At 57.7% G+C, this 11,995-nt stretch carries 8 protein-coding genes; 5 read left to right on the top strand and 3 right to left on the bottom strand.

Annotated elements, in window-relative coordinates; all coding sequences use genetic code 11:
* Positions 1 to 59: 59 nt before the first annotated feature.
* Positions 60 to 2,531, bottom strand: a complete 2,472-nt coding sequence (locus A3850_RS07430) for a zinc-dependent metalloprotease (RefSeq protein WP_068215232.1) — start codon at positions 2,529 to 2,531, stop codon at positions 60 to 62.
* Between the two features lie 191 nt (positions 2,532 to 2,722).
* On the opposite strand from A3850_RS07430, the gene A3850_RS07425 reads away from it, so the two are divergent.
* From A3850_RS07425 to thiL, 3 genes are all read left to right on the top strand, one after another.
* Positions 2,723 to 3,151, top strand: coding sequence for a hypothetical protein (locus A3850_RS07425; RefSeq protein ID WP_068215231.1), 429 nt, complete (start codon positions 2,723 to 2,725; stop codon positions 3,149 to 3,151).
* A 55-nt stretch (positions 3,152 to 3,206) separates the two neighbouring features.
* Positions 3,207 to 3,896: a rhomboid family intramembrane serine protease gene (locus tag A3850_RS07420; protein WP_068215230.1), complete on the top strand. Its 690-nt coding sequence runs from the start codon at positions 3,207 to 3,209 to the stop codon at positions 3,894 to 3,896.
* A gap of 264 nt (positions 3,897 to 4,160) precedes the next feature.
* Positions 4,161 to 5,198, top strand: coding sequence for a thiamine-phosphate kinase (gene thiL, locus A3850_RS07415; protein WP_068215229.1), 1,038 nt, complete (start codon positions 4,161 to 4,163; stop codon positions 5,196 to 5,198).
* Between the two features lie 238 nt (positions 5,199 to 5,436).
* Here the strand turns inward: thiL and A3850_RS07410 are convergent, their stop codons facing one another.
* Entirely contained in the window at positions 5,437 to 6,705 is a 1,269-nt protein-coding gene (locus A3850_RS07410; protein ID WP_068219533.1) for an adenylosuccinate synthase, read from the bottom strand.
* Between the two features lie 202 nt (positions 6,706 to 6,907).
* Between A3850_RS07410 and A3850_RS07405 the strand changes: the two genes are divergently transcribed.
* The gene (locus A3850_RS07405; protein WP_068215228.1) at positions 6,908 to 7,699 is read left to right on the top strand and encodes a DUF1206 domain-containing protein; all 792 of its coding nucleotides are present in this window, start codon (positions 6,908 to 6,910) and stop codon (positions 7,697 to 7,699) included.
* Between the two features lie 360 nt (positions 7,700 to 8,059).
* On the opposite strand, the gene rpmH is transcribed toward A3850_RS07405, so the two are convergent.
* Entirely contained in the window at positions 8,060 to 8,215 is a 156-nt protein-coding gene (rpmH, locus tag A3850_RS19505; RefSeq protein ID WP_076639931.1) for a 50S ribosomal protein L34, read from the bottom strand.
* 334 nt (positions 8,216 to 8,549) lie between these two features.
* Between rpmH and A3850_RS07395 the strand changes: the two genes are divergently transcribed.
* Positions 8,550 to 11,804: a proprotein convertase P-domain-containing protein gene (locus tag A3850_RS07395; protein ID WP_068215226.1), complete on the top strand. Its 3,255-nt coding sequence runs from the start codon at positions 8,550 to 8,552 to the stop codon at positions 11,802 to 11,804.
* Positions 11,805 to 11,995 lie beyond the last annotated feature (191 nt).

Below are 11,995 nucleotides of genomic sequence, written 5' to 3'. Positions count from 1 at the left end.
GACCTTAGATATGGTTCAGTCTAAGATCTAAAATCTAACTTCTAACGTCCCAACTGCGGTTATTTGCTCTTCTCGAGGAGGGCATCGAAGCCGTTAAGGGCAAGGTTGATGCGGTTGGCGAGGTCTAGTTGATGACCGGTGATGAGGGCTTTTTCGTCGAGATCGCCACTGCGGGATATAGTATTATTAATGCCACGGAGGGTGGTAATACTCTTATTGGCGGTGGCTTCGTAAAGGTCGATGGAAAGCTTGTTCAGGGTAGCACGGGCGGCGGCCTGAACGTCGGCTGCGGCGCGGTCATTTTGGAGGACGCTAACTAGGCCGTCGACGAAATTGGTTTGAAGGGTGCGGCCGTAGGTGGTGCGGGTATTATCCTTGGTGAATACACCTTCGGTGGTCTGGCGCATGAGATCCATTAAACCGTAAGCCTTCTTATTACGGGCCTTTTGTTCGGCGAGGCGGTTGAGGCGATCGGTATTGAAAAGAGTGCGCAGGGCGGTGCGTTGGAGGCCTTCGATCTGGTTGGCCACGCCGCTGGGGCCGATGCGGTTGAGGATGGCCTCGTCGAGCAACCATTCGGGGGTGGTGAAGACTTGGCGGTTGATCCAGTCGACGGAATTTTGCTGGCGCTCGGCGTCTACTACTTCGTAGACGACCTTGCCTTCCTCAGAGGTGCGCTGCCACTCGTGGACGCCCCCGACGTTGCTGGCCACGTGGCCCGCATAGCGACGGAACTGACCGATGAGGGCGCCGTAGGCTTCCTCCAAATCGTCGAAATACTTACCGTCTTCGCTCATCCATTCCACGAGGTTGGGGAGGATGCGCTGGAGGTTTTTAACACCTAAATCAGAGGCCAGGACGGCGTCGCCACTCAGGTCTTCCGTCTGGGCGCTGGGATCGTGGCCATTGCCGCGTTGGGGGCCGTAGCGGTAAACGGGGTCACTCGCTTTTTCCTTCACCATAGCGTTGAGGACGGGCTTTTCCGTCTCCATCGACTTGCCGGGGATGGGGGTGTAACCGTAAGCGATGGCGTAGTAATCGTAGGGGCCGATGGCGGGGTGGAGGCCGGCGTCCTTATCGCCGGGTTGGGCGACGTAATTGAAGCGGGCGTAGTCCATGATGCTCGGTGCCGTGCCATTTTTCTGGACGAAACCGGGGCTACGCAGCTGGTCCACGGAATAGGCCGCCGAGGAACCCATGTTGTGGGGGAGGCCGAGAGTGTGGCCGACCTCGTGGGCGGAGACGAAGCGGATGAGCTCACCCATCACTTCCTTCTCAAACTTCGGCGTGCGGGCTTCCGGGTTAACGGCGGCCGTCTGGATCAGGTACCAGTTACGGAGCAGTTTCATGATGTTGTGGTACCAGATGATGTCGGATTCCAGGATCTCACCGGTGCGGGGGTCGTGGACGTGTGGCCCTTGGGCGTTCTGGATATCGGTCGTCACGTAGCGGATGACGGAGTAGCGCACGTCTTCCGGGCTCCAGTCGGGGTCTTCCGCCTTGGTGGGCGCGCGCTTGGCCATGATGGCGTTTTTGAGGCCGATGGCTTCGAAGGTCTTCTGCCAGTCGTTGACGCCCTGCATGATGTAGGGTGCCCAATCTTCCGGCGTGGCGGGGTCGATGTAGTAGACGATGGGCTTCTTCACGTCGACCAGTTCGCCGCGTTCCCAGGCAGCCATATCGGTGGGTTCCAGGCGCCAGCGGGTGATGAGGCGGCGGCTTTCGGCCTTCTGGGCGTCGGAGCCGTAATCGGTTTGGCGGATGCTGAAGTAGCCCACCCGGGGGTCGTACACGCGGGGTTGCATGGGGTCCTCCGGCAGGACGATGAAGGACTGGTTCATCTCCACCGAGAGCGTGCCGGTAACGGCGTTGTCCGGCAATTTGCTCCCGTTGTAGGTCAGGATGTGGCGGACCTCCACGTTTTCGGGAAAGGCCTTTGTACTCGTGACGAGGCTCCGGCTCTTATCCAGCCCTTTGATGCCGAAGCGTTTGCGTTCGCTGTCGCGGAGGGCGCCGATCATGGCCACGTCGGTAGTAAAGAAGCTGGTGACGTCGGCCACCACACTGGATTCGTTGGGGCCTTCGGCCTTCACCTCGAAGGCGGCGATGATGGGCTCGAAGTTGTTGTTGCGCAGGGATTCGTAGATGGGCAGATCCGGGCTGGCGATGCTGTTGTAGCTCACGCTGCGGAGGAGCAGTTTCTTCCCCTTTTTCTGCCAGCGGATGACCTGTTGGGGGCGGCTCTTCATGCCCGCGCCGCCAAAGTTCAGGCCCTTGACGTGGCCACTGATGCGGCTGACGATGAGGATCTCGTCCTCCAATAGATCGGTGGGGATCTCGAAGTAGGTCTTTTCGTCTTTGGAGATCACGTTGAAGAGGCCGCGGGAGACCTCCGCCTCTTCGAGTAGGTCCGCGTAGGGGTCTTTTTCTTCTTTTTCCTCCTTCTTTTCATCGTCATCCGAAGGCGCATCCTGGGCGGACAGGATGGGGGTAAGGGCTAGCAGGGCTAGGAATAGTAGTAACTTTTGCATGTGGTGTATTTGTGTAAGGCAAGTTTTAACGAGAATCGTCCCGGGACAATAGTAAAGTTTCACGTTTATAAATAGTTGGGCGCGGCCGCAGGTGCCGTGAAATGGGTAGAAAAAGATGGGTAAGCTGATTAGCAGCGAACCCGCCCCTCCCGTTCGGTGCTTACCTTACGGGTCTACACAAAAACCAAGCTATGTACCGTTTACTATTCCTACTCGCCGCGACTACTCTACTCGCTTTCTCCTGTACCCCCAAAGCCAGCGTGGCCGGCGGGATGGCTAACGCTAAAACCACCGAAATGGGTAAGGAGACGACGCTTAAGCCCGGCGAAACCATCATGGTGGAGGGATACACCGGCAGCTTGACTTTCGTGGAAGTCCAAACCGATAGCCGCTGCCCCGAGGGCGTAGATTGTATTCAGGCCGGCGAAGCGGAAGTGGTGGTGGAATTGCCCGGCGGCATCAAGCAAGTGGCCAAGGTTGCGGCGGATTACAAAACCGCCAAACGGATCATCTCCGGCGACATTGTCGTCAACATCCTCGGTTTGACGCCCTACCCTAAGGAAGGGAAACGGATTGATGCGGGAGACTATAAGTTGCTGGTGAGTACGAATGCGCTGTAGGCTGGGTCTACTTCCCCTACTTTCTTTCGATCTCTAGCCTTTCAACCCAAGCGCCATGTTCTTTCCCATTGGTGATGACCAGGTACACAAAGGGTACCGCCCCATCTTTTCCTGGATATTCATTGGGCTAAACGTCCTGATCTACCTGTACCAATTCTCGCTGGGCCCGGCCGGGCAGGAGTTTGTGTACACCTTTGGCTGCATCCCCGTAGAGATCGAGAACGGGCAGGATTATTTCACGCTCTTCACCTGTATGTTCCTGCACGGCAGCTGGATGCACCTGATCGGGAACATGCTCTACATGTACATCTTCTCGGATAACATTGAGGCGTCCATTGGGCACGTAACCTTCGTCATCTTTTACCTCTTGGGTGGACTGGCGGCGGGGCTTTGCCACATCTATTTTAACCCCGGAAGCGCCATTCCGGCCGTGGGGGCGAGTGGGGCGCTGTCCGCAGTAATGGGGGCCTACATTGTGATGTTTCCGAAGTCCAACATTAAGGGCTACCTCTTCTTTTTTCGGATCAGCGTACCGGCCTTTCTGTTCCTGGGTTTTTGGTTTTACCAGCAGTCTTCGGCGGGTTACCAGAGTTTGGGGGACACCTCCGGCGGGATAGCCTGGTGGGCGCACATTGGCGGGTTTGTCTTTGGGGTGCTGGCGGGGTTTTTGTTTCGGGTTTGGTTTGGGGTGCCGGGGTTGCGGGTGGAGCCGGCGGCGCGGGGAAGGGGAAGGAGGTTTCCTTGAATTTTAGATTGGGATATTTACCCGGGATTTTAGCCTGGGATGTTAGCCCGAGATCTCTCCGAACCTTGCGGTTCGTCTGATTCGCGCCGCGGCTACTGCGTGGTCCAGGCTAGAATGGTGATCCTTCCAGGATCGGTAGGCGGGGGAGATGGAAATTACCGGCCCACCCAACCATTCCCCACCCCCCATGGTTCCCAACCTTGCACCCGCGGGGGCGACAAACACGTCCCGTCCTCAGGCGGGGCCGCGAACACAAATAGCACTATGGCAAACCAGCAACGAACCGACGTCAACATCCTCGGCGAATTTGGCCTCATCGACCACCTGACGAAGCAATTCAAGAACCGGCAACAAACGACCATCCTCGGGGTGGGTGACGACGCCGCGATCCTCGATACCGGTGGCCCCGAGCAACTCGTGGTGAGCACCGACATGCTGGTGGAGGGCATCCATTTCGACTTTGCCTACACGCCGTTGAAGCACCTCGGCTACAAATCGGTTTCCGTCAACGTAAGTGACATCTGTGCGATGAATGCACGGCCGCAGCAGATCACGGTCAGCATTGCTATTTCGAACCGGTTCAGCGTGGAAGCGCTGGAGGAGTTTTACGCCGGCGTCCACGCTGCCTGCGAACACTACGGGGTGGACCTGGTGGGTGGAGATACGACGAGTTCCCTCAAAGGATTAATCATTTCCGTAACCGCCATCGGCCGCGCCCCCGCCGAACGGATCACCCGCCGGAGTACGGCAAAGGTGGGTGACATCATTTGCGTCACGGGGCATTTGGGCAGCGCCTACCTCGGGCTTCAATTACTGGAGCGCGAGAAACAGGTCTACCTCGAAAACCCGGAGATGCAGCCCCAAATGAAGGAGGAGAATAAGGAGTTGTACGCCGCCATCCTCCGTCCCGAAGCGCGGACAGACATGGTCGACCTTTTCGCCAAGAACGACATCATCCCCACCTCGATGATTGACGTCAGCGATGGGTTGGCCAGTGAGATCTTTCACATCTGTAAGTCCAGCCAGGTTGGGGCAATTCTGGAAGAAGGCAATGTTCCCATCCGCCAGGAAGCCCAGTTGCAGGCGTTGGAGTTCAATATGGACCCCATCACGGTAGCCCTTTCCGGAGGCGAAGATTACGAGCTGCTGTTCACCATCGACCCGAAGGACGTGGAGAAGGTGCGTTTCCTACCCAACATCTACATTTCCGGCGAGATCGTCCACGAATCTGACGGGGTGATGTTGCATACGACGGGGGGGAACATTCATCCGGTGACGGCGCAGGGGTGGAAGCATTTTTAGAACGCTGCGCTTTAGAACGGGCAGAGCCCTTTAGGACGCTTCGCTTTAGGCTACCGCATGGCTCCGACGTGAAGGCACGTGCGGTAGCCTAAAGCGCAGCGTCCCAAAGCGAAGCGTTCTAAAGCGCAGCGTCCCAAAGCGCAGCGTCCCAAAGCGCAGCGTCCCAAAGCGCAGCGTCCCAAAGCAAAGCGTTCTAAAGCAAAGCGTCCCAAAGCAAAGCGTCCTAAAGCGCAGCGTCCTACCTAGTCACCAACTCCTCCCGATCCGGACCAGTAGACACCATACTCACCCGCGTCTCCAATTTCTCTTCCAGGAAGCGCACGTAATCCATACACGCCTGCGGTAGATTCGCTTCTTCCTTTACAGAGGTCAGGTTGCTGTTCCAGCCGGGGACGTCGGTGTACACGACTTCGTAGTTTTCGTGAACCAGGTCGAAGGGCAGGGTACGGGAGATCTTACCTTCCACGTTGTAGGCATCCGCTGCTTTGAGGGTCTCAAAGTTGTTGAGGACGTCCACTTTAGTGACGACGAGTTGAGTTACGCCATTCAGCATGATGGTGTAGCGGAGTTGCACCAGGTCGATCCAACCACAACGGCGGGGGCGGCCGGTCGTGGCGCCAAATTCGCCGCCTTCCTTGCGGAGGAATTCGCCGGTTTCGCCGTGGAGTTCCGTCGGGAAGGGGCCGCCACCAACGCGGGTACAGTAAGCTTTAGTGATGCCGATGACCTCACCGATCTGCTGGGGGGCAATCCCGAGGCCGGTACACACACCAGCGGTGATCGTGTTGGAGCTCGTCACGAAGGGGTAGGTACCGAAATCAATATCGAGCATGGAACCCTGGGCGCCTTCGGCGAGGATCTTTTTCCCGGCCTTGATGGCGTCGTTGATCCAGAATTCGCCGTCGACGAACTGGAGGCCCTTCAGGCGTTCTACAGCCTTGAACCAGGCTTCTTCTTCCTTGGCGAGTTCGAACTCCACGAAGGGGTAGAGGCCGACCAACTGCTTATGCTTTTCCTTCAGTTCCTCGTAGCGTTCGCGGAAGTCGGGTGCTTCGACGTTGCCGACGCGGAGGCCGTTGCGGCCGGTCTTGTCCATGTACGTCGGGCCGATGCCCTTGAGGGTGGAACCGATTTTGCGGTCGCCCTTGGCGTTTTCGCGGGCCGCATCCAACAGGCGGTGGCTCGGGAGGATGAGGTGGGCCTTGCGGGAGACGAACAGGCGGTCCTTGTACTCCACACCGGCGGCTTCGAGTTTGTCGAGTTCCTTCCCGAGGGTGATGGGGTCGATGACGACGCCGTTACCGATCAGGTTCTGGAGGCCCGGGCGGAAGATGCCGGATGGGATGGTGTGGAGGACGAACTTCTGGCCGTCAAAGATCAGCGTGTGCCCGGCGTTGGGGCCACCCTGGAAGCGAGCAATGATATCGTATTGGGGGGCGAGCACATCAACGATCTTGCCCTTTCCTTCGTCTCCCCACTGGAGACCTAGTAGTACGTCTACGGCCATGGTAATTGGCTTTAGGGGCGGCGGTTGGGAAATTCCGGTGCCTGCCCTGAAAACGTACGCGAAGGTACGACGGGCGAATTTGTCTTTTGCGCCACGGCAATATTTCTGGTGAATTTGCGCACCCTTTCGGCGGCCTCGGGGTTCTAGGCCGGGGTGAATGAGCAATTGCTTCATCTTTCCTCTTCGGACAAGACTAATAGTCATGCAAGCACACCGTACGACGGCCAATATTCTCCTTCGGGTTGGCAGTTTTGCTAAGGGGCTCGTCTATTTGCTGATGGGGCTGTTTTGCCTCGGCACCGTGCTGGGGGTCTCCTACGGTACCGGCGGGCCCAAAGAGACCATCGCGTGGCTGGGGGCGAATCCTTACGGCCAAGCGGTGTTTCTTCTGCTCGGCTGTGGCATCCTCTGCTACGCCCTGTGGCGGGTGTACGAAGCTTTTTTTGACCCATTTGATCGGGGCACTTCCTGGCTGGCGCTGTACTACCGGCTCAATTGCCTCATCGTGGGTGGAGCCTACGGCGCGCTGGCGATCTACGCTTTTCGGCGGCTGTTCCGGGCCCGGACTGGTGGCGATATTCGCCAAGATGCGCTACAGATCATTCTCGGTTTCCCCTTTGGGCAGTACATCACCTACGGGATTGCGCTAGCGGTGATCGGCGCGGGGCTCTCGGCGCTGTACGTCGGCATTAAGAACCAGCACATGCGGGACGTGGACGATTGGGCGCTGACGCAGGTGCAAAGCAAATGGTTTAGGACCATCGGGCGCATTGGCCTCGGCGGGGTAGCGGCCGTCTACTTCATTATGGGGTACAGCCTCTTTGAAGTAGCGAGGACGTACGACGGGACGGAATTCCGCGGTGTTGGCGAAGCCCTCTCCTATCTGGAAGGCTGGGGCTGGGGCCTCGCGATGATGCTGGTGACGGGGGTGGGGCTGGTTAGTTACGGGGTTTTTATGGGGTTGAGGGCTTGGTATGAGAAGAAGGTTGTTTGATTGGCGATTCTCGGTACTCGATACTCGATTCTTGATTTGGCTGCCGCACTTGTCTGCTCACTGCGTTCGTCGGGCGAGACTGCGATGGAACATGGAGCGTCGGCAGCGATGTAGCGCAGCGGGAGGGATGTCGTCCTCCAAGGTGATTGGCGATACTCGATTCTCGATACTCGATACTCGATTCTTGATTGGCTGCCGCACGTGTCTGCTCACTGCGTTCGTGGGGCGAGACTGTGTTGGAGCATATACTCTGACGGGCAATCACCACCCCCTACCCAAATGTAGAAAAGCCCTTCCCCAGCCGGAGCCAGGGAAGGGCGTGATTCTTTCGTCGTAAGCTACCGCGGTGCGGTGAGGGGCTTACTTCGTGTACGTGGAGTCGCTTACGGTGAGCTTGTGGCGGCCTTTGGCACGGCGGCGAGCGAGCAGCTTACGGCCGCTCTTGGAGCTCATACGGGTACGGAAACCATGCTTGTTGACGCGCTTGCGCTTCGAGGGCTGGTACGTTCTTTTCATTTTCTCTTAGAGTTTGGGATCGGAAGCGGCTGACACTACCGACGGTTTCTTACGGCCCGCAAAGGTACGGCTTTGTATTTTTCCTTACAAACGAGTGGGGTAAATATTTCCCGACGCTGGCCACGCCTTACCTTGTGCGGCAGAGTATAACGAGGTTTTGCCCCTTTGGCCACGCTTGACAAATTTTATCCTGAGTTCTAACTGAATGCTCACTGTTGCTCCCGGCAAGAGTGTCGTTCAAAGGTGCTTACGGAAGATAATTTGTCGGCGCTTCCCAAAACCTATCGCTCCCCGTTGGCTCTGTTTTTTCGCTACTGGAACACAAATTACATCGATGCGCCATTTTTTACTTTCGGCGGGTAGTTTACTTGCCCTCCTCCTTTGCACCTGCGGCAGCGCCCAGGCCCAGCATAATCTCAGCTACCAACAACTGAATAAGTTCGAACTCGAGATCCTGCCAGCCCAGGATAATGACGCGTTGCTCCGTGACGAACTCGCCCAGCGCCGCCCCGGCCGGGCACGGACGTTTGCCGTGGCCATCCCCACCCAATACCGCCCCGGCAACTCGGGAGAATGGTTTACGGACGGGAACGAGGACGTGTGGATCCTGCGCCTCAAAAGCCCCGGCGCGAAGACGCTGAACCTGGGCTTCTCCGAATATAACCTGCCCGAGGGTGGCCGCCTGTATTTGACGACCAACGAGGAGGCCATCGGCCCCTTTACCGCATCGGACAACGCCGAGCACAATGAACTCTGGACGCCCATCGTGGGTGGCGACGAGCTGGTAGTGGAACTGCGCGTGCCCACCGGCAAGCAGAAGGAAGTGCAGCTGTACCTCACCTTCGTGAACCACGATTTTGAGGACGTGCGCCAGTCGCTGTCCGGCAGCTGTAATCTCGACGTGGTGTGTAGCGACGAAGACGGTTGGGGAATTGTGGATGGTTACCGCGATATTATTCGCTCGGTGGCCGCGTACACGCTCGGTGGCCGCGACCAGTGTACGGGCTTCCTGATCAACAACGCCAACGAAGATGGTGCGCCATTTTTCATGACGGCGAACCACTGTGCAATCAGCCCTAATAACGACCAGAGCGTGGTAACGTACTGGAATTTCGAGAGCCCCACCTGCCGCCAGCCCGGCTCCACGCAGAGTGGGCAGCTGGGTTTCGGTAACCGCAACATTGCGAACTCCGGTGCCATCTTCCTCGCCGCTTCCGCTAACTCCGATATGGCCCTAACGCGGTTGGAAGAGCCCGTCAACCCCGCCGCCAACCCCTTTTACGCGGGTTGGTCGCTGGAAGAATTAGCGCCTACCGATACCATTATCGCCGTTCACCACCCCGGGGTGGATGAAAAACGCATCTCTTTCACTTACAGCACCGTGTTTCGGTCGGCGGTCAACCCCTTCACGGAAAGCAATACCGGCCGCTTCCTTACGGTGAGCCAGTGGGATATTGGAACTACCGAAGGAGGCTCTTCCGGCTCTCCCCTCTTCGATCGCTTTAAGCGCGTTCGGGGCCAATTATGGCGCGGTGCAGCTTCCTGCGACAACCCTACCGGTTACGATCAGTACGGCTTCTTCACGGCCAGTTGGGAAGGCGACGGCACCCCCGAAACCAGCATCAAGGGCTGGCTTGACCCCTGCGGCACCGGCCTCACGCAGATGGACGGCTTCGACTTCACCCAGGTAGGTGCCATCGTTACGACGGACGATAACTGCCAGCAGAATTGCACCAGTAACAATACCAGTTTTGAACTCACGCTGGGCAACAACTTCCCTAACGGTACCAACATCAGCGTAGTTGAGGGTGCGGATGGTCTTACGACCAGCCTTTCCAGCACTACCGCCGGGCCGGGTGAAACCGTGACCTTTACCGTGGAGGGGGGCGATATTGCCGTAGGTATCTACACCATCACGCTACGTGCCACGGGTGGCTCGGTGAGCGACGATATTACGTTGACGCTCGATCTGTTCGATGCGCAAGCCATCTCCCCCATCATTCTTGAACCGCTCGATGGTGCTACGGAAGTTTCTTTGCTGACCAATTTCTCTTGGGACCCAGTGGCCAACGCCAGCGACTACGAGGTGCAAGTATCCACCACCGCCGATTTCACCGGCCTCGTGATCGACGTGGACGGTATCGACAACACCATTCTGGACATTGACGGTTTGCTTGATCCCGGAACCAATTACTTCTACCGCGTCCGGGCCAATTCCCTTTGTGGCGCTAGCCCATGGCGAGTTGCTGCCTTTGCCACCTCTAACCAGGTGTGCGCTCAGGGAGTGAGTACGGACCTGCCTTTAACCATTTCTGCCTCGGGTGCGCCCGTAGTTACGGCCACCCTCGACGTAGCGGAGGCTTTTGATGTAGGCGACTTGCAGGTGACCGTAGAACTGGACCACAGTTTCATTGGTGACCTTTCCGCAACGCTCACCAGCCCTGACGGCACCACCATCCAACTCTTCACCCCTCCGAGCAACGGTGGTTGTGGTGGCGACAACATGCGCGTCACGTTTACGCCAACCGCCATTCTGACCAGCGCGGACTTCAACGGCGCCTGTTCGACCAACGATATCTCGATCGATGGGAGTTACCAACCCGCGGAATCATTTGGTGCCTTCAGCACCTCATCTTCCGTCGGTACCTGGACGCTTCGCCTGACGGACGGGGCTAACCAGGACGGTGGCCAACTTAACTTCTTTGGCATCGACGTTTGTTCCGCCTCTGGCCAAGTCACTGATTACTCGGTACAGGCACAGGGCAATGGTCTCGAGGCCTGCCTCAACGATCCGACCGGTGGTAGCGACCTCGTTCTCAACTTAGGTGCCAGCTACGATGCCAGTACCGACGTGAGCGTCAACATTGGTTTTGATGAACTGAATAACTTTACCAGCACGCTAGACCTTGACCAGGGCACCCTTGTACTGGACTTCAGCAACTGGAACGGCCTCTTCTCGGGCAACTACACGTTGGACGTAGAGGTCACCGCCGACGGAGGTATTGCCCGTCAGATTAGCGTCCCCCTCACTCTACTCGCTGCGGCCGGTGCGAGTGAGTTGAACAGCCCCGCCGACATGGCGGAACTGCCGGAAGCTGCGGTCACCTTCAACTGGTCCCCCGATCAGAATACCGAAAGTTCCACCGTGGAGGTAAGTTTGACGGATGATTTTGCGTCGCCCATTGCTTCGGAGACGACGACGCAAAATGAGGTGACCATTGCAAATCTTCCCGCCGGCGGCACGCTGTACTGGCGCGTTACCAGCCAGAATGAATCTTGTGGTGGTGACGTCAGCAACGTCCGGTCCTTCACCTTCGAGGGTACGAGCACCCGCTTCTTCGGCGAGGACCGCAGCCTTTCGATCTTCCCCAACCCGGCCACCGATGCCCTGACGATCAACCTCAGCGGCGTCTGGACGGACGGTCTCGACGGCCAACTCTACGACGCCACCGGCCGCCGTTTGCGGGATTACCGCGTGGAAGGCGCCGGCCGTACGCAGTGGGACGTGAGCGCGCTGGCGCAGGGGGTTTACTTCCTGCGGGTGCAATCTGGGGCACGGCAGTTTACGCAGCGGGTGGTAATTCGGTGAGGATTTTAGACGTTAGATTTTATATTTTAGACGTTGGACCGAAGCCTTGTCTAAAATCTAAGGTCTTAATTGGGCGCTGCCGCGGGTGCGGGGTTGGTGGGAATTTAGAGGTTAGATTTTAGACCGTACTACGTCTAAAATCTAAGGTCTAAAATCTAACGTCTTAAAGTTTCCCGGGATCTTTCAGAACC

The organism is Lewinella sp. 4G2 (genome assembly GCF_001625015.1).
Taxonomy (GTDB): Bacteria; Bacteroidota; Bacteroidia; order Chitinophagales; family Saprospiraceae; genus Neolewinella.
Note: the sequence above shows the minus strand (reverse complement) of the source record. Positions and strands in the feature narration are given on the sequence as shown.

What these genes read in the sequence shown, in the direction of transcription:
- A3850_RS07425 (WP_068215231.1), top strand. Translation starts at nt 2,723, where the DNA reads ATGTACCGTTTACTATTCCTACTCGCCGCGACTACTCTACTCGCTTTC.
- A3850_RS07405 (WP_068215228.1), top strand. Translation starts at nt 6,908, where the DNA reads ATGCAAGCACACCGTACGACGGCCAATATTCTCCTTCGGGTTGGCAGT.
- A3850_RS07410 (WP_068219533.1), bottom strand. Translation starts at nt 6,705, where the DNA reads ATGGCCGTAGACGTACTACTAGGTCTCCAGTGGGGAGACGAAGGAAAG.
- A3850_RS07430 (WP_068215232.1), bottom strand. Translation starts at nt 2,531, where the DNA reads ATGCAAAAGTTACTACTATTCCTAGCCCTGCTAGCCCTTACCCCCATC.
- A3850_RS07395 (WP_068215226.1), top strand. Translation starts at nt 8,550, where the DNA reads ATGCGCCATTTTTTACTTTCGGCGGGTAGTTTACTTGCCCTCCTCCTT.
- rpmH (WP_076639931.1), bottom strand. Translation starts at nt 8,215, where the DNA reads ATGAAAAGAACGTACCAGCCCTCGAAGCGCAAGCGCGTCAACAAGCAT.
- thiL (WP_068215229.1), top strand. Translation starts at nt 4,161, where the DNA reads ATGGCAAACCAGCAACGAACCGACGTCAACATCCTCGGCGAATTTGGC.
- A3850_RS07420 (WP_068215230.1), top strand. Translation starts at nt 3,207, where the DNA reads ATGTTCTTTCCCATTGGTGATGACCAGGTACACAAAGGGTACCGCCCC.